This window comes from Streptomyces sp. NBC_01485, from assembly GCF_036227125.1.
GTDB lineage: Bacteria > Actinomycetota > Actinomycetes > Streptomycetales > Streptomycetaceae > Streptomyces.
On sequence record NZ_CP109435.1, the window covers coordinates 8,559,879 to 8,578,039 of the forward strand.

The 18,161-nt window shown below is 72.4% G+C and carries 18 protein-coding genes and 1 pseudogene; 7 read left to right on the forward strand and 12 right to left on the reverse strand.

The window, feature by feature from the left end:
- Nucleotides 1-14 precede the first annotated feature (14 nt).
- From OG352_RS37465 to OG352_RS37480, 4 genes are all read right to left on the reverse strand, one after another.
- A complete protein-coding gene (locus OG352_RS37465; RefSeq protein WP_329223071.1) occupies nt 15-1,067 on the reverse strand; it encodes a hypothetical protein in 1,053 nt (350 codons plus the stop codon).
- Nucleotides 1,068-1,113: 46 nt separating this feature from the next.
- Nucleotides 1,114-2,367, reverse strand: coding sequence for an FUSC family protein (locus OG352_RS37470; RefSeq protein ID WP_329223073.1), 1,254 nt, complete (start codon nt 2,365-2,367; stop codon nt 1,114-1,116).
- A 421-nt stretch (nt 2,368-2,788) separates the two neighbouring features.
- Entirely contained in the window at nt 2,789-3,430 is a 642-nt protein-coding gene (locus OG352_RS37475) for a PAS domain-containing protein (RefSeq protein WP_329223074.1), read from the reverse strand.
- Nucleotides 3,423-3,647: a hypothetical protein gene (locus tag OG352_RS37480; protein WP_329223077.1), complete on the reverse strand. Its 225-nt coding sequence runs from the start codon at nt 3,645-3,647 to the stop codon at nt 3,423-3,425. The genes OG352_RS37475 and OG352_RS37480 overlap by 8 nt, the downstream gene beginning before the upstream one ends.
- 228 nt (nt 3,648-3,875) lie before the next feature.
- Here OG352_RS37480 and OG352_RS37485 point away from each other — a divergent pair, with 228 nt between their 5' ends.
- Together OG352_RS37485 and OG352_RS37490 are read left to right on the forward strand one after the other, a co-directional pair.
- Nucleotides 3,876-7,109, forward strand: a complete 3,234-nt coding sequence (locus tag OG352_RS37485; RefSeq protein ID WP_329223078.1) for a cytochrome P450 — start codon at nt 3,876-3,878, stop codon at nt 7,107-7,109.
- A 41-nt stretch (nt 7,110-7,150) separates the two neighbouring features.
- Nucleotides 7,151-7,294 (forward strand): annotated as a pseudogene (locus OG352_RS37490) (aminoglycoside phosphotransferase family protein); the annotation flags it as partial.
- 216 nt (nt 7,295-7,510) lie between these two features.
- On the opposite strand, the gene OG352_RS37495 reads toward OG352_RS37490, so the two are convergent.
- Nucleotides 7,511-8,539: an SDR family NAD(P)-dependent oxidoreductase gene (locus OG352_RS37495; RefSeq protein ID WP_329223080.1), complete on the reverse strand. Its 1,029-nt coding sequence runs from the start codon at nt 8,537-8,539 to the stop codon at nt 7,511-7,513.
- A gap of 64 nt (nt 8,540-8,603) precedes the next feature.
- Entirely contained in the window at nt 8,604-9,653 is a 1,050-nt protein-coding gene (locus tag OG352_RS37500) for a PHP domain-containing protein (RefSeq protein ID WP_329223082.1), read from the reverse strand.
- Between the two features lie 81 nt (nt 9,654-9,734).
- On the opposite strand from OG352_RS37500, the gene OG352_RS37505 reads away from it, so the two are divergent.
- The gene (locus OG352_RS37505; RefSeq protein WP_329223083.1) at nt 9,735-9,971 is read left to right on the forward strand and encodes a hypothetical protein; all 237 of its coding nucleotides are present in this window, start codon (nt 9,735-9,737) and stop codon (nt 9,969-9,971) included.
- 28 nt (nt 9,972-9,999) lie between these two features.
- Here the strand turns inward: OG352_RS37505 and OG352_RS37510 are convergent, their stop codons facing one another.
- Together OG352_RS37510 and OG352_RS37515 are read right to left on the reverse strand one after the other, a co-directional pair.
- Nucleotides 10,000-10,590, reverse strand: coding sequence for a VanZ family protein (locus OG352_RS37510; RefSeq protein ID WP_329223085.1), 591 nt, complete (start codon nt 10,588-10,590; stop codon nt 10,000-10,002).
- A gap of 40 nt (nt 10,591-10,630) precedes the next feature.
- Complete coding sequence (locus OG352_RS37515; protein WP_329223087.1) at nt 10,631-11,311, reverse strand: DUF4230 domain-containing protein; 681 nt, start codon at nt 11,309-11,311, stop codon at nt 10,631-10,633.
- A gap of 426 nt (nt 11,312-11,737) precedes the next feature.
- Here OG352_RS37515 and OG352_RS37520 point away from each other — a divergent pair, with 426 nt between their 5' ends.
- Nucleotides 11,738-12,715 carry a ribose-phosphate diphosphokinase gene (locus OG352_RS37520; protein ID WP_329223089.1) on the forward strand — a complete coding sequence of 326 codons (978 nt, stop codon included), beginning with the start codon at nt 11,738-11,740 and terminating at the stop codon, nt 12,713-12,715.
- 33 nt (nt 12,716-12,748) lie between these two features.
- Here OG352_RS37520 and OG352_RS37525 read toward each other — a convergent pair whose 3' ends face one another.
- Together OG352_RS37525 and OG352_RS37530 are read right to left on the reverse strand one after the other, a co-directional pair.
- Entirely contained in the window at nt 12,749-13,129 is a 381-nt protein-coding gene (locus tag OG352_RS37525; protein WP_329223090.1) for an anti-sigma factor antagonist, read from the reverse strand.
- A gap of 170 nt (nt 13,130-13,299) precedes the next feature.
- Nucleotides 13,300-13,692 (reverse strand): MarR family winged helix-turn-helix transcriptional regulator, encoded by a 393-nt coding sequence (locus OG352_RS37530; protein WP_329223092.1) that lies wholly within the window; start codon nt 13,690-13,692, stop codon nt 13,300-13,302.
- A gap of 179 nt (nt 13,693-13,871) precedes the next feature.
- Here OG352_RS37530 and OG352_RS37535 point away from each other — a divergent pair, with 179 nt between their 5' ends.
- Both OG352_RS37535 and OG352_RS37540 read left to right on the forward strand, forming a co-directional pair.
- Nucleotides 13,872-15,326: an aldehyde dehydrogenase family protein gene (locus tag OG352_RS37535; RefSeq protein WP_329223093.1), complete on the forward strand. Its 1,455-nt coding sequence runs from the start codon at nt 13,872-13,874 to the stop codon at nt 15,324-15,326.
- A gap of 104 nt (nt 15,327-15,430) precedes the next feature.
- Nucleotides 15,431-16,537, forward strand: coding sequence for an NAD(P)-dependent alcohol dehydrogenase (locus OG352_RS37540; protein ID WP_329223095.1), 1,107 nt, complete (start codon nt 15,431-15,433; stop codon nt 16,535-16,537).
- A gap of 136 nt (nt 16,538-16,673) precedes the next feature.
- Here the strand turns inward: OG352_RS37540 and OG352_RS37545 are convergent, their stop codons facing one another.
- Both OG352_RS37545 and OG352_RS37550 read right to left on the reverse strand, forming a co-directional pair.
- Complete coding sequence (locus OG352_RS37545; RefSeq protein WP_329223096.1) at nt 16,674-17,246, reverse strand: TetR/AcrR family transcriptional regulator; 573 nt, start codon at nt 17,244-17,246, stop codon at nt 16,674-16,676.
- Nucleotides 17,243-17,605 carry a DUF1304 domain-containing protein gene (locus OG352_RS37550; protein ID WP_329223097.1) on the reverse strand — a complete coding sequence of 121 codons (363 nt, stop codon included), beginning with the start codon at nt 17,603-17,605 and terminating at the stop codon, nt 17,243-17,245. Before OG352_RS37550 ends, OG352_RS37545 begins: the two co-directional genes overlap by 4 nt.
- An 89-nt stretch (nt 17,606-17,694) precedes the next feature.
- Here OG352_RS37550 and OG352_RS37555 point away from each other — a divergent pair, with 89 nt between their 5' ends.
- Nucleotides 17,695-18,159, forward strand: coding sequence for a pyridoxamine 5'-phosphate oxidase family protein (locus OG352_RS37555; RefSeq protein ID WP_329223098.1), 465 nt, complete (start codon nt 17,695-17,697; stop codon nt 18,157-18,159).
- The last annotated feature ends 2 nt before the right edge of the window (nt 18,160-18,161 follow it).

Consider the following 18,161-nt stretch of genomic DNA (forward strand, 5'->3'; position numbering starts at 1 on the left):
GCGGTGCGCGGCGGCTACCAGTCGCCGTCCTCCACCGGCTTGCCCGGCGCGTCCTTGAGGTGGTGCACCTGGCCTGGGGCGGGCTGCTGCCACGGGTCCAGGTCGGAGCCGAGCCACTCGCCGACCGGCTGCACGGCGGCCAGGGTGTCGGTGGGGGCGACGTCGTACGCGTCGTCGTCGTAGTAGTCGTACCAGGGCAGCCCGGCCTTGGTGTACGCGGCGCGGTCCACCGGGGACGGCGGGGGCTCCTCGCCGGTGATACGACGCCACTCCGGGGGCGTCACCAGGTGCACGAAGACCCGGGCGGCGGGCTCCCGCGCGTAGTCCGTGAGGGCGCGGACGTCCTGGTAGACCTCCTGCCGCATCGAACCGCCCACCCCCAGCCCCATCGCCGCGGCCGACCGGTTCCGGGGCGCGCTGCCCGGGGCGGGAGCCGCGGCGGCCATCATGGGGGCCGCGCCGGGCGGGGGCGCGGCGCCGTACCCGCCGCCGATCGGCCCCGGCGGCCTCGGGGCCGTACGGCGGCGCTCCGCCTCGCGCCACTCGGCGCGCTTCTCCTCGTTCAGCGGGAACGACTGCAACTGGACCCCGCCCCAGACCTCCTCCCCGGTGACCTGGCCCTCCACGGTCGCGCCCAGGCCCAGCGGCACCGCCACGAACTGGCGCACCGTGCCCCGGCCCGAGTTGATGCCGTCCAGCCAGGGCTGACGCGGCAGTGTGACGTAGTTCTGCGGGTCACGGGAGAGCCGGTCGCTCCACGGCCGGCCGGAGACCGCGCACACCTTGCCCGCCCCGACCTGCAACGCGGCCGGCTCCGTCGAGCCCGCGAAGCTCAGCCACATCGCCTCACGCAGGTACATCGGCAGCAGCACCCCGCCCCGCGCCAGCCACTCGGCGGGCACGGTGCCGGGGTGGTCGGCGACCCGGCGCACCGGGAACACGCCGAGGCCGGGCGGCAGGTCGTGCGTCCCCTTCTCCGGCAGCCGCAGCGTCCGCATGAACCGCACCACCACCCCACCCGGCAGCCTCAGCGTGTCCCCGTCGATCCGTACGGTGGTGTCGGCCATCGGCCCGCTCCCTCGCATCCCGCGCCGGCCCCGTCCCGGCGCTCCCTCAGGGGTAACGCCTGCCGATCCCCGTACGGTTCCGCCACAGCTGCTCCTGAACGCCCAGCCGCTCGCGCAGCCGGGTCAGACGAGGCATGCGTGCGCGCTGTTCCCGTGACACGCGGTCGAGGTCCTCCAGGAGACGGCTGGTGCGGTGCTCCGTGTCGAGCTCGTCGAGGATGCGGTTGACCTCGGTCAGCACCGCGCCGTGCAGGTGCCACTGGCGGGCGTCGTGCTGGAGCTGCTCCGTCAGCAGTTGGGCGAGCTTGTCGCGGGTGGCCGCGGCCTGCCGCAGTTCGGCGGTGAGCCGGGCCTCGGCGGCGTCCGCGTTGAGGCTGACACTCGTCGTGACCAGCACCGCGAAGCTGACCAACGCGTCGGCGATCTCCGACAGCAGCCGCTCCACGGTCTCACCGGTCCCGGGCGGGAACAGCGGCTGCGGCTCGCGCTCCCTGGCGAGGTCGGTGAGGGTCCGGGCGAGCACCCGCAGCACGACCGTGCAGATCTCCAGCGTGTCGAGGCCGGTGCGCAGCACCACCTTGTGCAGCAGCCCCTCGCGCACGCGCGGATTCAACCGCAGGCTGTCCTCGGCCTGCCGCAGGGCCGCGTCCACCTCGACGATGTCGTGGTCCAGCCGGCGCGCCTCGTGCAGCCGGGCGGCCGCCTGCTCGACCGGGGTACGGCCGGCCGCCTCCTCGCCGATGCGCAGCATGAGCTGCCGCAGCCGACGGGCCAGTCCCTCGATCGACGCGCCCGCCTCCTCCACCCACACCGGAGGCGGCAGCAGCAGATTGCAGCCCAGTCCGACGACCGCGCCGATCAGCGTCTCCACCACCCGCGCCCACGCCGTGTCCCCGACGGTGGTGACCCCGAGCACCAGCATGGCGCTGATCGCCACCTCCGGGACGTACTCGTCGACCCGCACCAGATGCCCCACGGCCAGCGAGGCCACGATCAGCAGCGAGAGGCTCCACCAGGTCAGACCCACCAGGAGGCTGAAGGCGATGGCGACGAGAACGCCGGCCACCACCGAGTTCACCCGGCGGATGCCGTTGGTGAGCGTGGCGTACAGGGTGACCTGGACGACCAGCAGCGCGGTCAGCGGCGCCGTGAGCGGCAGCGCCTCGGGGCTGAGGCGCAGCGCGATGACATAGGCGACCGTGGCCGCGGCGGAGGACCGCAAGGCCTGGACGACGACGGGTTCCCGGTAGCGCCGCACCAACCGCACGAGCGGCGCCGCGCGCTCACGTACATCTCGCATCCCCAGTCCACCCTCGTGGTCGTCCCCCCCGGTTGTCCGTACCCGGTGACGGCGGGTCGCCGCGCACGGACGCGTGAGGCTCGGATCATGACACGTCACCGGACCGGACCGGAACAGGCATCGGTATCGTCCTCACCCTGCTCGGCAAGGGGGGTCTTCGAAGGTGAGCGGTGCGCGGGCACGCCGGGTCCCCGGTGGGTGAGCTGCGGAAAGGTGACACTCCCGCACCGAAGTGTCACCTTTCCGTGCGGACCACCCCCCCGGGCACTGGAGTTGCTGGGCAGGCAGGCAGGCAGCGGCCCGGCGCGGTCATGGGCGGAGAGGCGTGCGACCGGACGCTGCCGACGCGGCCACCCACGACGTCCTGATCCACCTTCACCGGGTGACCGCGGGCGACTACCGGGTCCCGGTCGAGACCGACCTACTCCTCGCTGGCCGGCACCGGCGGCCACACCCCCGCCGCCAGTACCCCCAACGCGTAGGCGCGGGCGACCAGTTCCGTGCGGTTGGCCGCGTCCCAGCGGGCGGACAGGCGCCGCAGGTGGTAGGTCACGCCGTCCGTGGTGAGGCCGGTCTCGCGGGCGGCGCGGGCCGTGGTGGCGCCGCCGGCGAGCAGCGCGAGGATCCTTGCCTCGACCGGCGTGACCCGGACCGGGGGAGCCGCCTCCCGGGGCGCGCGTTCGCCGAGGACGCGCAGCATCACCAGCAGCGCGGGAGTCTCCTCGACGCTGTCGCTCACCGGGTCCGCCGTCAGCTCCCCGTACCGCTCCCCGCCGCCGGGCGCCTGCCAGCACACCGACACCTGGTAGCGGGAGCGGTGCCGCAGCCGCAGTGCCTCGGCGATCCGCTTCACCTGGGTCTCCTCCTGCGGCCGGAACAGCTCCAGCACCTCCCGCCCGCGCAGCCGCCCCGGGCTCGTCCCGCACTCGGCGGCCATCGCCGGATTGGCCAGCAGCACGGCGCCGTACACATCGCACACCGCCACCGGTACCGACACCCGGTCGAAGACCATCAGCGCACGGTTGCGCCACACCACGGCGTCCCGCTCCGCCCGCTCACCCATGGACGGGGTGCGCCGCCTGCCGGGCCGGCCGCAGTTCCGCGCCCTCGCCGAGACCAGTGAGGAACTCGTCCAGATCCAGGAACTCCTGCCAGACCGGGCGACCGCCGGCCCGTGACAACTCCGCCACCGCCACCGCCACCGCCACGGGCGGCGGGCGGAGCGCGGGATCCGGGGTCTCGTCCAGGGCGATGGACAGCACGGTCGGGGCGGTGGTCATCCGGCCAGCCTAGTAACCGGCGCGGACGGCCCGGCAACCCGCAGTCGCCCGCCCGGTGAACCGCCGAGGTCGGTCCGGTAGCCACCGCCGGGCGCCCCCGCAACCCCTCACGCACCTTTCCCACTGCACGAACGTGTAGTGCGACGGCACGGCCCCCGCACCCGGGTGGATCACGCTGGATCCCGGTACGTCCGTACGCCCCGTACAGCGAAAGGCAGTTGTCGCGCCATGTCCCCCACCGCGCCGTCCACCCCGGATGTTCTCCCCGTCGGCTCAGAGATCCCCGGCGCCTCCGGGATCCCCGTCGTCGACATCACCGTGACCGGCCCCGGCGGCGCCCCCGTCCAGCAGGCCATGGAGCTGATGCGGGAGCACGGGCCGGTGGTCGTGCGGCGGCTGCACGGGCGGGACACCCTGTTCGTCGCCGACCTGGACCTGGTCGCCGACCTCGCCGACGAGCGGCGGTTCGCCAAGCACGTCGGGCCCGCCCTGGAGAACGTCCGGGAGTTCGCCGCCGACGGCCTGTTCACCGCCTACAACGACGAGCCGAACTGGGCGAAGGCGCACGACATCCTCATGCCGGCCTTCGCGCTCGGCTCGATGCGCGCCTACCACCCCGTGATGCTGAAGGTGGCCCGCCGCCTCATCGGCGCCTGGGACGGCGCGGCCGGCGCCGGGCAGCCGGTGAACGTGCCCGACGACATGACCCGGATGACCCTCGACACCATCGGACTCGCCGGATTCGGCTACGACTTCGGGTCGTTCGAGCGGGACGAGCCGCACCCCTTCGTCGAGTCGATGGTCCGCTGCCTGGAGTGGAGCATGACCCGCCTGGCCCGCATCCCGGGCGGCGACTACACGGCCGCCGACGCCGCCTTCAAGGCCGACGCCGACTATCTCGCCCGGGTCGTCGACGACGTCATCGCCGCCCGCACCTCGGGCGCCGACGACGGTGCCGACAGTGGTGCCAACGCGGACGCGGACGCCGACGACCTCCTCGGGCTGATGCTCACCGCCGAGCACCCCGCCGACGGCACCACCCTCGACACCACCAACATCCGCAACCAGGTCATCACCTTCCTGATCGCGGGCCACGAGACCACCTCCGGCGCCATGTCGTTCGCGCTGCACTACCTCGCCAAGCACCCCACCGCGCTCCAGCTCGTCCAGCGCGAGGTCGACGCGTTGTGGGGCGACACCTCCGACCCCGATCCGACGTACGACGAGGTCGGCCGGCTGACCTACACCCGGCAGGTGCTCAACGAGGCGCTGCGGCTGTGGCCCACGGCCGCCGCGTTCAGCCGGCAGGCGCTCGAGGACACGGTGCTCGGCGGGCGGGTGCCGCTGAAGGCCGGGCAGTCCGTCGTCGTCCTCGCGCCGATGCTGCACCGCCAGCCCGTCTGGGGCGACAACCCCGAACTGTTCGACCCCTCCCGCTTCACGCCCGAAGCCGAGGCGGCCCGTTCCGTGCACGCCTTCAAGCCGTTCGGAACCGGTGAACGCGCCTGTATCGGACGGCAGTTCGCGCTGCACGAGGCGACGATGCTGCTGGCGATGCTCGTCCACCGCTACCGCCCGCACGACCACGCCGACTACCGGCTCGCGGTGAAGGAGACCCTCACCCTCAAGCCCGACGGCCTCACCCTCACGCTCACCCCGCGCACCCCCGCCGACCGGGTCCACCCCCAACTCCCGGGCGTGGCACGGACGGAGACCGCACCGACGGCCGACACCAGTGCCCTCCCCGCCCGGGTCCGCCCCGGGACCTCCGCCCTCTTCCTGCACGGCAGCAACTACGGCACCTGCCGCGAGTTCGCCGCCCAACTCGCCGACGAGGCCGGGGAGATCGGCTGCGAGACGCAGGTCGCGCCCCTGGACGCCTACGCCGGCGGCCTGCCCACCGACCGCCCGGTCGTCATCACCGCCGCCTCCTACAACGGCCGCCCCACCGACGACGCCACCGCCTTCGCCGCCCGGCTGGAGGAGACCCACGACCTCTCCGGGGTCACCTACGCCGTCCTGGGCGTCGGCGACCGCAACTGGGCCGCCACCTACCAGCACGTCCCGACCCGGCTCGACGACCGCCTCGCCGAACTCGGCGCAGCCCGCCTCACCGACCGCACCGCCGCCGACGCCTCCGGCGATCTCCCCGGCGCCGTACGGGAGTTCACCGCCCGCCTGCGCACCGCACTCCTGGAGCGCTACGGCGACCCCGACGCCGCTGCCACCGGGCCCGCCGACGAGCCCACGACCGCCTACCAGGTCCGCACCCTCACCGGCGGCCCGCTGGACGCCCTCGCCGCCCGGCACGGTCTCGTCCCGATGAAGGTCACCGAGGCGTACGACCTCACCGCCCCCGGCTACCGTCGCCGTAAGCGGTTCCTGCGCGTGGCCCTGCCCGAGGGCGTCACCTACCGCACGGCCGACCACCTCACCGTGCTCCCGGCGAACGACCCCGCTCTCGTCGACCGCGCGGCCACGGCCCTCGGCGTCGACCTCGACACCGTCCTGGACATCCGCGCCACCCGCCCGCGCCGCGACGGACTCACCGTCGACCGGCCCATGACGGTACGTCAACTCTTCACACATCACGTCGAGTTGCAGGAGCGTCCGAACGCCGGTCAGCTCGCGGCGCTGGCCGCCGCCAACCCCTGCCCGCCCGAACGCGCGGCCCTCGCCGCCTTCCCTGACGGCGACCCGCGCACCCTCGTCGAGGTGATCGAGGACTTCCCGGCGCTGCGCGGCGCGCTCGACTGGCCGCGACTCCTCGAACTCCTCACCCCGCTGCGCCCCCGCCACTACTCCCTCTCCTCCTCGCCCGCCGTCGACCCCGGCCACGCCGACCTGATGGTCTCCCTGCTGGAGGCGCCCGCCCGGTCGGGCAAGGGCGTCTACCGGGGCACCGGCTCCGGGCACCTCGCCCGGCTCGCGCCGGGCGACACCGTGTACGCCCGCGTCCAGCCCTGCCGCGAGGACTTCCGGATCGACGACCGCGCACCCGTGGTCATGGTGGCGGCCGGCACCGGCCTCGCCCCGTTCCGCGCCGCCGTCGCCGACCGCACGGCCGCCCTCGCCGCCGGCACCGAACTCGCGCCCGCCGTCTGCTACTTCGGCTGCGACGCCCCGGACGCCGACTTCCTGCACGCGGAGGAGCTGCGCGCCGCCGAGACCGCCGGAGCGGTCTCGCTCCGCCCGGTCTTCAGCGCGGCACCCGAGGACGGGATGCGGTTCGTCCAGCACCGCATCGCCGCCGAGGCCGACGAGGTCTGGCGACTGCTGGCCGACGGAGCCCGGGTGTACGTGTGCGGCGACGGCTCGCGGATGGCCCCCGGCGTGCGGGACGCGTTCCGTACCCTGTACCGGGACCGCACGCCCGGTGCCGACGACGCTGCCGCCGAGGCATGGCTCGGTGGTCTGATCGCGGACGGTCGCTACACCGAGGACGTGTACGCGGCCGGCTGACCGAGAAGGCCAGAGGGCCGAGAGGAAGGGGTGGGTGCACGATGACGGACTCCTGGGCGCGGGCCCGGAACGCGTGGGAGGCGGCGGGCATCCCGCCCGACCGCCTGGCCCACCTCGCACCGCTCGGCGGCGGTACGTACAACACCGTCGAGGAGCTCCGCCTCACGGACGGCAGCCGCTACGTAAAGTGGTCGCCCCGCAGCTCGAAGCGGCGCTGGACGAGATCGAGTGAGGCGGGCACCGGCCGCCAGGGCACCCCGCGCGCGGACACCGGCGGCCAGTCCGACCACCCCGTCCCGGACCAGCCGCCCGCCTGAGGAGCCGTAGAAGCAGTAGACCGCCGCTGACCTGCGGAAGTTCGCGGTGGGGCAGCGCGGGGCAGCACGGGGGAGTGACGCGGACTATCCCTGTGCGGGGAACGCGTTCACGCCCGTCAGCTCGGCGGACAGCTCCCACAGCCGCGCCGCCTGCTCCGGGTCCGTCGCCCAGGCCTCGACGCCGGAGCGCTGGTCGCCGTCCGTCGCGGGCTCGGCGATGTCGCAGTCCTCCAGGTAGACGCCGCCCATCCCGGCCAACTGCGGCGACGTCGCCGCCCACACCTGGGTGGCCGCGCCCTGCTCGGGGGTCTTGAAGCCCTCCGGGTTGAGCGGGTTGCCGTCCTCGTCGATCCAGCCGCGCTCCACCATCTCCGGCTTGGGGATATGCCGCTGGAGGGGCGTGAGGATGCCGCCGGGGTGCAGGGCGAAGACGCGTACGCCCCGGTCGCGGGCCAGCTTGTCCAGGTGGACGGCGAACAGCACGTTCGCGGTCTTGGCCTGCCCGTACGCCTCCCACTTGTCGTAGCTCCGCCGCCACTGGACGTCGTCCCAGCGCATCCCCGAGAAGAGGTGGGCCCGCGAGGAGACGGACACGATCCTGGCGCCGCCGGGCTCGATCGCCGGCCACAGCCGGTTGACGAGGGCGAAGTGGCCGAGGTGGTTCGTGGCGAACTGGGCCTCCCAGCCGGGGCCGACCCGGGTCTCCGGGCAGGCCATGATCCCGGCGCTGTCGATGACGAAATCGATGGTCCGGCCGGAGGCGAGGAACCGGTCGGCGAAGGCGCGCACGCTCTCCAGGTCGCCGAGGTCGAGCTCGTCCGTCTCGACGCCGTCGAGACCGGCGAGGTTCTCGCGGGCGGCCTCCGGGCGGCGCGCGGGGACGACGACGTGGGCGCCGGCCGTGGCCAGCGCGCGGGTCGTCTCCAGTCCGAGACCGGAGTACCCGCCGGTGACGAGGGCCAGCTTGCCGGTCAGGTCGATGCCCCGCAGGACCTCGTCGGCGGTGCTCGTGGCGCCGAAGCCCGTGCCGATCTTGTGCTGTGCGGTGAAGCCGCCGGCCGTGTCCGTGTTGGTGCTCTTGTTCTTGTCTGTGCTCGTGTCGCTCTGGTTCATGACGAGAACGCTACGAATTGGAGTGCTCTCGAAGTCAAGTGCGACACCGAGGACCGACCGCCGCTCAGCGGCTCGCCGTGCCTGCCACGCCCGCCGGCACCCGTCCCTCCCGCGTCCAGGCCAGCAGCTCGGCGAGCGGCCAGGTCGTCACGATCCGTTCCGCCGGCACCTCGCACTCCTCGGCCCGCGCGCAGCCCAGGATCTGCCAGTCCAACTGGCCGGGCGCGTGGGCGTCGGTGTCCACCGAGAACAACGCGCCCGCCGCCACGGCCCGGCGCAGCAGCCGGCGCGGCGGGTCGAGCCGCTCGGGCCGGCTGTTGATCTCCACGGCCGTACCGGACTCGGCGCACGCCGCGAACACCTCGTCCGCGTCGAACTCCGACTCCGGCCGCCCCCGCCCGCCCCGCAGCCGCCCGGTGCAGTGGCCGAGGATGTTCGCGTGGGGGTCGCGCACGGCGTTCACCAGGCGGCGCGTCATCGCACGGGACTCCATGCGCAGCTTGGAGTGCACGGACACGACGACCACGTCGAGCCGCTCCAGCAACTCAGGCTCCTGGTCCAGCGACCCGTCGTCGAGGATGTCGCACTCGATGCCGGTCAGCAGCCGGAACGGCGCCCAGGTCGCGTTGAGCTCCTCGACCTCCTCCAGTTGCCGGCGCAGGCGGTCGGGCGACAGCCCGCGGGCGACCGTCAGGCGCGGCGAGTGGTCGGTGAGCACGGTCCACTCGTGGTCGAGCGCGGCGGCCGCCCGGCCCATCTCGTCGATGGGGCTGCCGCCGTCCGACCAGTCGGAGTGGACATGGCAGTCCCCGCGCAGCAGCGCCCGCAGCCGGGACCCCGCGCCGTCGGTGAGCGGCCGTCCGGCCTCGCCCTCCAGTGTCTCCAGATAGGACGGCACCTGCCCGGCGAGCGCCTCGCGCACCACCTGGGCGGTCTTCGGACCGACGCCCTTCAGCGACTCCAGCGTCCCGGCGGCCGCCCGCTGCTCGACCTCCGCCGCGGGCAGCCGCGCCAGTACCCGGGAAGCGGTACGGAAGGCGCGCACCCGGTAGGTCGGCGCCAGGGACCGCTCCAGCAGGAAAGCGATCCGGTCCAGAGCATCGAGGGGATCCATCGCCACCTCCTGGCTCCAGGGTTCCCCACCCGTGCGCGGACCGCACGACGGAGGCGTATGTCGCGTTTTACCCTCTATGTCATGACCGAAATCGCGAGCCTTCGTATCTCCCACCCGCGGATCATGGTGCTCGGAGTGCAGCCGGCCCCGGCGCCGTTCCGCATCGTGGAAATCGACGGCCAAGTGGTCGGGGAGGCGCGGGCCGTCACCGACGTCCTCGAGATCGCCGCCGCGTTCGGCGTCACGGTCCATGACCTGGACGACCCGGACGTCGTGCGCTGGGTGGGCGGGGACAGGTACACCTGGGCGCCGCACTGACGACGGGCCCTGTCCTGTCCCCCGCCCGTCACAGGCGCCGCTCCCGCGCGTGCACCGCGCGGCTGACCCTGCGCCCCAGGAGCAGGTAACCGATCAGGGCGCCCGTGGTGTTGAGGATGACGTCGTCGATGTCGAAGGCGCGCCCGGTCACCAGCGCGCCCTGGGCGAACTCCACCAGCAGCATGACCGCCGCCGTCAGCAGCAGCACCCGCAGCACCCCGCGCGTCCGGGGTGCGACGACCGGCACGAGGATCCCGAAGGGCACGCCGAGCAGCAGGTTCCCGCCGATCTGTTTCACGGCGTCGCGCAGTGCGGGCTGGTCCAGGTAGGCCCGCAGCGAGTCGCCCGGACGCAGGTTGGTGTGCACCAGCGACACGGAGGCGGGCGACGGTTCCAGTGTGAGCCGGGCGAGCACGACGGCGAACGCCACCATGAAGGCGAAGGCGAACAGCATCGCCAGCAGCCGCAGCGGGAACGGCAACGGCCGCCGCTCGGCGCGCGACGACTTCTTCGCGCCGGCACTTTTGTCGCTCTTCGGTTTGGTCGGTGGGGTGGGCTCCTCGGGCTTTGCGGCGCGCGAGCGGAACAGGGTACGTGGACGTAAGGCGGCACGGGCCATGCGGTCCTCCGGGCTTCAACTTCCCTGTGTGGTGAGGAGATCAGGTGCCGTAGGCCACCTTCACCTCCTTGAAGCCGAGGGAGTGCAGCAGCCCCTGGAGCATGCCGGTGGTGTTGGACTCGGCGCGCGCGGTCAGTTCGCTCTCCTTCGCCGCCTCGCCGATGTGCCGGACCGCGAGCTTCTGCACGGCCTGTTCACCGTTGGGGTTGTCCGAGAAGAGGTCGCCGAGGCGGTCGAGGAGACCGCGCTGCTTGGAGACGGCGTAGGAGCGGTCGGGGTCGAGCGCCGGTGTGCCGAGCAGGGCGTGCGGGAGCCGGAGCGTGGCCGAGGTGCGGTCGGCGTTGACCGTCACGTCCTTGTCGCCGACCTTGCCGAGGTCGACGTAGGCGTCCACGGTGCCCGCCCCGACGTACAGGGTGCGGGTGCCGCGGATCGCGTCGGGGAGGTACTTGGCGTCCTTCTCCAGATCCACGACGACCTGGAAGTTGCCGGAGGCTGCGTCGTAGCGGCTCATGTCCTTGATGGACTTGAGCAGGGCTGGGCCCGAGCGGTCGTGGGTCTCGGTGCCGAAGAAGTCACGCAGTCCCGGCAGCAGGCTGAGCCGGATCCCGGCGAACATCACGACGAGCACGACCACGACGGCGGTGAGCACCTTGGCCCAGCCGGGCATCCGCTGGGGGATCCGCTTGGTGGGCTTGTCGGGCTTGATGGAAGTCGTCATGCGGACGGCCCTCCTTCCTGCTGACCGGATGCCCGCCAATACCCTTGTCAGACCGCCTTGTCGGCGACCTGTGACAGGAAGTTCCGCAGCGGTCACGGACGATCACCGGCCCGCCTCCACGCGTTCACGCGGACCCACCTCGTCCAGAACCCCACCCGACGTGCACCTTCACGCTCGCCCGGCGGCTACTGGAACCTGCCGGACGAGGGCGTCGGCCCCGGCCCGCTGGAGCGCCCGCAGGCCACGCAAGGCCGGTTCACCCGGTTGGCCGATCCGTGTCCGACGGGCTCAGGGGGTGCCGGGTGCTCCCGGGACTCCGTGGGTCACGGGGGCTCCGGGGCACTTCTGAAAGTGGGCGAAACGGGCGTGGTCCGTAGCATGAGAGCTCCGCGCCCCCAGCCGGACATGATCAGCGAGGAGCCGATCGTGCGAGACATCTCCGTGTTCAGCGGCAGTGCCCACCCCGAGCTGGCCGCCGAGGTCTGTGCCCACCTCGGCGTCCCCCTGAGCCCCACCCGCCTCAGCAGGTTCGCCAACGACTGCCTGGAGGTCCAGCTCCAGGCGAACTGCCGGGAGCGGGACGTCTTCCTGGTCCAGCCCCTCGTCCGGCCCGTGCAGGAGCACCTCGTCGAGCTGCTGCTGATGTGCGACGCGGCCCGCGGGGCGTCGGCGGGCCGGATCACCGTCGTCATGCCGCACTACTCCTACGCCCGCTCCGACAAGAAGGACGCGCCCCGGATCTCCCTGGGCGGACGCCTGGTCGCCGACCTGATGGCGGCGGCCGGCGTGCACCGCGTCCTCGCGATGACCCTGCACTCGCCCCAGGTGCACGGCTTCTTCTCGATGCCCGTCGACCACCTGCACGCACACCGGGAACTGGCCGCCCACTTCCGCCGCTACGACCTCACCCGCACCACCGTCGTCTCGCCGGACCTCGGCAACGCCAAGGAGGCCGCCGCCTTCGCCCGGATGATCGGCGCCCAGGTGGCGGCGGGCGCCAAGCAGCGGTACGCCGACGACCGGGTCAGCATCAGCGCCGTCATCGGCGAGGTCGCCGGGCGGGACGTGATCGTTCTCGACGACGAGATCGCCAAGGGCAGTACCGTCCTCGAACTCCTCGACCGGCTCAGGGAGTTGGAGCCGCGCTCGATACGCGTGGCGTGCACGCACGGCCTGTTCGCGGCCGGCGCTCTCAAGCGGCTCGACGAGCAGCCCGACGTGCTGGAGATCGTGTGCACCAACACTGTTCCGGTGCCCGTCGAGGAGCACACCGACAAGCTGCGGATCCTGTCCATCGCGCCCGCCCTCGCGGAGGCCGTGCGCCGCATCCACAACGGCGAGTCCGTCAGCGCGCTGTTCGACGGGGCGCGCGGCGAATGGAGTGAAGAGCGGGGAAGGCCGTGATGGAGGGCTGTGATGCAAGGTCGAGAGGGAAGCTCATAACGTGCCGGACGTGGCCTCGGGGCGGGCCAGGGCCGCGTCCAGGGTCGTGGCGGGCGGCAGCAGCCGCGTCAGCCCGGTGGTCCGCAGGATCCGCAGGGTGAGCGGATGGGCGCAGACGAGGTGCAGTCGCCCGCCGTGGCCGAGGACCCGGCCGTGCGCCCGGTACAGCAGCCGCAGCCCGGAGCAGTCGAAAAACTCGATCCGGGTCAGGTCGATCACGATCCGCGGGGCGTGACCGGCGGTCGCGTCGTCGAGGAGCGGGCCGATCTCCGTGGCCGCGACGATGTCGATCTCGCCGCGGAACTCCAGCACCGTGTACCCCCGGTCCTGGCGGACCTGCAGGTGCGGGGTGTCCGCCGTGGGTTTCTGCTGCACGACGTCATCGTCTCCAACCCGCTCCACCGGTCGGGAGCCTCCAACGGCCGGGGAGCACGCAGCAGTTCCCCGCCCGAGCAAGTTACCCCCGATCGAGTGAATTCCAGCATGTTCGATTGACATATGTCTTCGAAATGCAACCCGCGGTGTGCAGAGGGGGCGGCGGGAGCCTACGACAGCGCGTGCCACGCCTTGGAGAGGGCTGTGCGCAACTGCTCCGTCTGGTGTGGAGTGAGCTCCCGCACCATCCGCTGCTCCAGCTCCCGCACCGGCTCGGCATGCCGGTCGAGCAGCTCGCGCCCCTCCTCGGTGAGCAGGATCAGCAGCTCGCGCCTGTTGCGCGGATTGCGCACCCGGCGGATCAGGCCGCGCCGCTCCAGGGTGCGCACCAGGTCGGCGATGGACTGGGCGGTGACGAAGGAGTCCCGGGCCAGCTGCGCTGCCGAGAGGCCGTCGTGCCGCTCCAGTACGGTGAGGGCCGTGTACTGCAGTGCCGTGATCCCGGACGGTTTCACCAGTTCGTCCAGGTGGGATCGCGCGACCAGCTCCACCTGCTTCACCATGTAGAGCAGGGACGGTGGTGTCTTGTGAGACTGAGGTGCCGAAGCTGCTGCCTTGGTTGTGTGGATGCCGGCCATGGGCCCGAGCGTAGACCATTGACAGGAAACCTGTCTGTAATGAGACTGCGAACCAGCAGGAATCCTGTTGGTTTAAATCTTGGCGACGATGCTGAGGAGTGGTGATGACCACGTTCGAGATCGACCCCGGTCGACTGTTCATCGGGGGACAGTGGCGCGAGGCCGCGGACGGAGCGCGGACCGAGGTGGTCGACCCGTCCCGGGGCACGGTCGTCACCACCGTCGCGGAGGCGGGCGCCGCCGACGTGGACGCGGCGGTACAGGCCGCACGGGAGGCCTTCGACTCCGGGCAGTGGTCCGGCCTCAGCGGCCGTGAGCGCGGCAGGGTCCTGCTCCGGGTGGCGGAGCTGATCCGCGCGGAGGCCGACGAGATCGCCCGGCTGGAGAGCCTCGACGTCGGCAAGCCGATCACGCTGGCCCACGCGGTCGACGTCACCAACTCGGCCAACGACTACGAGTACTTCGCCACCCTCGCCTTCAGCCTGGAGGGCGCGAACCGCGACACTCCCATGAACGCGCTCGCCTACACCAGGCGCGGCCCGATCGGTGTGGTCGCCGCGATCACCCCGTTCAACTTCCCGCTGATCCTGGCCGGTTCGAAGATCGCCCCGGCCCTCGCCGCCGGCAACACGGTCGTCCACAAGCCCGCCGACGAGACCCCGCTCAGCGCCCTGTACATGGCGGGACTGTTCCAGCGCGCCGGTGTCCCCGACGGCGTCGTCAACGTCGTCACCGGCGCCGGTGCGGTCGTCGGCGAGGCGCTGCTGCGCCACCCGGGCGTCGACAAGATCGCCTTCACCGGCTCCACCGCGATCGGCCGGCACGCGGCGAGCATCGCGGGCGAGAACCTGAAGCCGGTCACCATGGAGCTCGGCGGCAACGCGGCGCACATCGTCTTCGAGGACGCCGACCTGGAGAAGGCCGTCGGCGCGGTCATCAAGGGCTTCGTCTTCAACTCCGGCCAGTTCTGCATGGGCGGCCCGCGCCTGCTGGTGGCCCGCCCGGTCTACAGCACCCTGCTCAACATCCTCGCCGACGCCGTCCCCGGCGTGCCCATCGGCGACCCGCGCGCCGTGGAGACCGTCGTCGGCCCGATGGCGGGGGAGAAGCACCTGCGCAAGGTCGAGGAGTACGTCGACCTCGCCCGCAAGGAGGGCGCCCGCATCGTCTGCGGCGGCGAGCGCCTCGACCTCGACGGCGGCTACTACTACAAGCCCACCGTCATCGCCGACCTCGCCAACGACTCCCGGGTCGTCCAGGAGGAGATCTTCGGCCCGGTCCTCACGGTCCAGCCCTTCGACACCGAGGACGAGGCCGTCGCCCTGGCCAACTCCACGCCGTATGGCCTGGCTTCGGGTGTCCAGACCGGCAACCTGGCCCGCGCCCACCGCGTCGCCGACCGCCTCCAGGCGGGCATCGTCTGGGTCAACGACTGGGCGATGCTCGATCCCGCCGTCCCCTTCGGCGGCGTCAAGGACTCCGGGTTCGGCCGCGAGTACGGCCCCGAGGCGCTCCACTCGTACACCAAGGTCAAGTCCGTCGTCATCTCGCTCGACTGAGCACGCCGGCAAGCAAGCCTGTGGCAACGCCTGCAGGAACACCTATGGGACCGCCTGTAGGAACACCTGTGGGAACACCTGTAGGAACAAAGGGAGTTCAACCGATGTCCACCACCACACGCGCCGCCGTCGTCGAGTCCGGCGGAGCCCCCTTCACCCTCTCCGACGTCGTCCTCGACGACCCCGCGCCGCACGAGGCGCTGGTCCGTCTGGTGGCGGCCGGGGTGTGTCACACCGACCTCGGCGTGGCGAGCGGCGGACTGCCGTTCCCGCTGCCCGGAGTTCTCGGCCACGAGGGCGCAGGCGTCGTGGAGGCGGTCGGTTCGGCCGTCACCGGGGTCGTCCCCGGCGATCACGTCGTGCTGTCCTTCACCTCCTGCGGCGACTGCCGCAACTGTCAGGGCGGCCACCCCGCCTACTGCGCGACCTGGCTGCCGCTGAACCTCCTCGGCGGCCGTCGCGCCGACGGCACCAGCACCATCAGCCGGGACGGCGAGGACCTCGGCGGCCACTTCTTCGGCCAGTCGTCCTTCGCCGAGCGGGCGTTGGTCGACGAGCGCAGCCTCGTCAAGGTCGACCCGGACGTACCGCTGGCGTCGATAGCCCCGCTGGGCTGCGGAGTCCAGACCGGTGTCGGCGCCGTCTGGAACGTGCTGAAGCCGGAGACCGGCAGCACGATCGTCGTCCTGGGCGCCGGAGCCGTCGGTCTGTCGGCCGTCATGGCGGCCGCGCTCAGCCCGGCCACCACGATCATCGCCGTCGACAGGGTCGCCGAACGCCTCGAACTGGCAAAGGAGTTGGGCGCCACCCACACCGTCGACGCCAGTCAGGCCGCCCTCGGTGACGCCATCGCGGTGATCACCGGCGGGCAGGGCGCCGACGGCATCGTGGAGACCACGGGCAACACGACCGTCCTGCGCCAGGGCGTCGACGCGCTCGCCGCCCGCGGCACCCTCGTCGTCGTGGGCGCACCGCCCTTCGGCAGCGAAGTCGCCCTGGACGTCAACGGGTTGCTGGGCGGCAAGCGGGTCGTCGGCCTCACCCTCGGCGACGTCGAGACGCAGAGTTTCATCCCGGCGCTCGTCAAGCTCGTCAAGGAAGGGCGGCTCCCGCTGGACCGCCTGATCGGCACGTATCCGTTCGCGGACATCGACCAGGCGGTGCGGGACATGAAGGCGGGCAAGACCATCAAGCCCGTTCTGACCTTCTGACGAACCGTCAGCGCTGCCGTCGGGGCCTGCTCTCCGGCGGTCCGGCCGGTGCCGCCGAGCCTGCACACCTCGGGCGGCACCGGCCCACGCCGTTCTCGCCGTGGGCCATGCCCTGACGCTGCAAGTGAGGTCCGGCTCAGCGGCTCGCGTGCAGCGTGACGAGTAACTGCCATACCTGGTCGGCGATTTCACCGGGCGTGCCGTCGAGATCGCCGTGCAGCCAGTCGGCCAGCACCCCGGCGAACGTGGCGGCGACGGCAGAGGCGATCAGGGGTGCGTCCGCCGCTCCGGCCCGCTGCCGCTCGCGCAGGCTGTAGGCCCGCAGGTCCCGGTGCAGCACCCGGCCGAGCGGCCCGCCGCCGCCCGGCGTCAGCAGGGCGCGGTACAGGGCGGTGTGCGGGGTCAGCGAGCCGAAGAACTCCGCCAGCGCGGCCGGCGCCCGCACCGGGTCCGGTCGCCCCGGTCGCCCCTGCCAGGCGTGCAGCGCCTCCACGGCCTCCCGGACGACGTCCGCGCAGGCGTCGACGGCGAGGGCCTCCAGGTCGGGGTAGTGCACGTAGAAGGTGGCCCGGCCCACGCCGGCCCGCCGCACCAGCGCGGCGACGCCGACCTCCTCCAACGGGCGCTCGGCGCACTCCTGGAGCAGCGCGGCGCGCAGCCTCGCCCGGGTGCGGGCCGCCCGCGGGTCCTCGGGCTCGCCGCGCGTCACTGCGCGATCAGGACGGCGGCCAGGGTGAGCGCGCCGGGCAGGGCCTGGGCGAACAGGATCTTGCGGTTCGCCGTGGCCGCGCCGTACACGCCCGCGACGATCACGCAGGACAGGAAGAACACCTGCGCCCGGAACCCGGTCGGGTCGGCCGCGACCAGCCCCCACACCAGGCCGGCCGCGAGGAAGCCGTTGTAGAGCCCCTGGTTGGCGGCCATCGCGGCGGTCCGCTTCGCCATCTCCGCGTCGAGGCCGTGGAAGGACATCCCCTGCTTCTTCTGCCACAGGAACATCTCCATCACCAGGATGTAGAGATGCAGCGCGGCCACGAGCACGACCAGTATGTTCGCCAGGATTTCCATGTTCTCCCTCAACTTCTTGGACGGGTGTCCACTATAGCGGGACACCTGTCCAAGAAGTCCAGTCGCCGTCTCCGGGCCACACTGGAGGTATGACGCCAGTACCCGCACGTACCGTGCAGCAGCGCAAGACCGATACTCTCCGTCGGCTGGAGCAGGACGTCGACGCGTGGGTCGCCACGGCCGCCGAGGACGGTCCGGTTCCCCACCTGGTTCCGCTGTCCTTCGTGTGGGACGGCGCGACCCTGCTCCTGGCCACCCCCGCCACCAGCCCCACCGGCCGCAACCTGCTGGCCACCGGGGTCGCGCGGGTCGGCGTCGGGCCGACGCGGGACGTCGTGATGATCGAGGGGACGGCCGCGGCCGTGCCGCCCGCCGAGCTGCCGGAGGAGGACGCCGAGATCTTCGCGGGCAAGACCGGCTTCGACCCGCGCGAACTGTCCGCGCCCTACCTGTACTTCCGCATCCTGCCGCGCCGGATCCAGGCCTGGCGTGAGGCCGACGAACTCCAGGGGCGGGAGCTGATGCGGGACGGGCAGTGGCTGGTGGCCGACTGAAA

Bases quoted from the DNA above. Each gene is read 5' to 3' on its own strand.
- OG352_RS37465 (WP_329223071.1), bottom strand. From the start codon at position 1,067: ATGGCCGACACCACCGTACGGATCGACGGGGACACGCTGAGGCTGCCG.
- OG352_RS37470 (WP_329223073.1), bottom strand. From the start codon at position 2,367: ATGCGAGATGTACGTGAGCGCGCGGCGCCGCTCGTGCGGTTGGTGCGG.
- OG352_RS37475 (WP_329223074.1), bottom strand. From the start codon at position 3,430: ATGGGTGAGCGGGCGGAGCGGGACGCCGTGGTGTGGCGCAACCGTGCG.
- OG352_RS37480 (WP_329223077.1), bottom strand. From the start codon at position 3,647: ATGACCACCGCCCCGACCGTGCTGTCCATCGCCCTGGACGAGACCCCG.
- OG352_RS37485 (WP_329223078.1), top strand. From the start codon at position 3,876: ATGTCCCCCACCGCGCCGTCCACCCCGGATGTTCTCCCCGTCGGCTCA.
- OG352_RS37495 (WP_329223080.1), bottom strand. From the start codon at position 8,539: ATGAACCAGAGCGACACGAGCACAGACAAGAACAAGAGCACCAACACG.
- OG352_RS37500 (WP_329223082.1), bottom strand. From the start codon at position 9,653: ATGGATCCCCTCGATGCTCTGGACCGGATCGCTTTCCTGCTGGAGCGG.
- OG352_RS37505 (WP_329223083.1), top strand. From the start codon at position 9,735: ATGACCGAAATCGCGAGCCTTCGTATCTCCCACCCGCGGATCATGGTG.
- OG352_RS37510 (WP_329223085.1), bottom strand. From the start codon at position 10,590: ATGGCCCGTGCCGCCTTACGTCCACGTACCCTGTTCCGCTCGCGCGCC.
- OG352_RS37515 (WP_329223087.1), bottom strand. From the start codon at position 11,311: ATGACGACTTCCATCAAGCCCGACAAGCCCACCAAGCGGATCCCCCAG.
- OG352_RS37530 (WP_329223092.1), bottom strand. From the start codon at position 13,692: ATGGTGAAGCAGGTGGAGCTGGTCGCGCGATCCCACCTGGACGAACTG.
- OG352_RS37535 (WP_329223093.1), top strand. From the start codon at position 13,872: ATGACCACGTTCGAGATCGACCCCGGTCGACTGTTCATCGGGGGACAG.
- OG352_RS37540 (WP_329223095.1), top strand. From the start codon at position 15,431: ATGTCCACCACCACACGCGCCGCCGTCGTCGAGTCCGGCGGAGCCCCC.
- OG352_RS37550 (WP_329223097.1), bottom strand. From the start codon at position 17,605: ATGGAAATCCTGGCGAACATACTGGTCGTGCTCGTGGCCGCGCTGCAT.
- OG352_RS37555 (WP_329223098.1), top strand. From the start codon at position 17,695: ATGACGCCAGTACCCGCACGTACCGTGCAGCAGCGCAAGACCGATACT.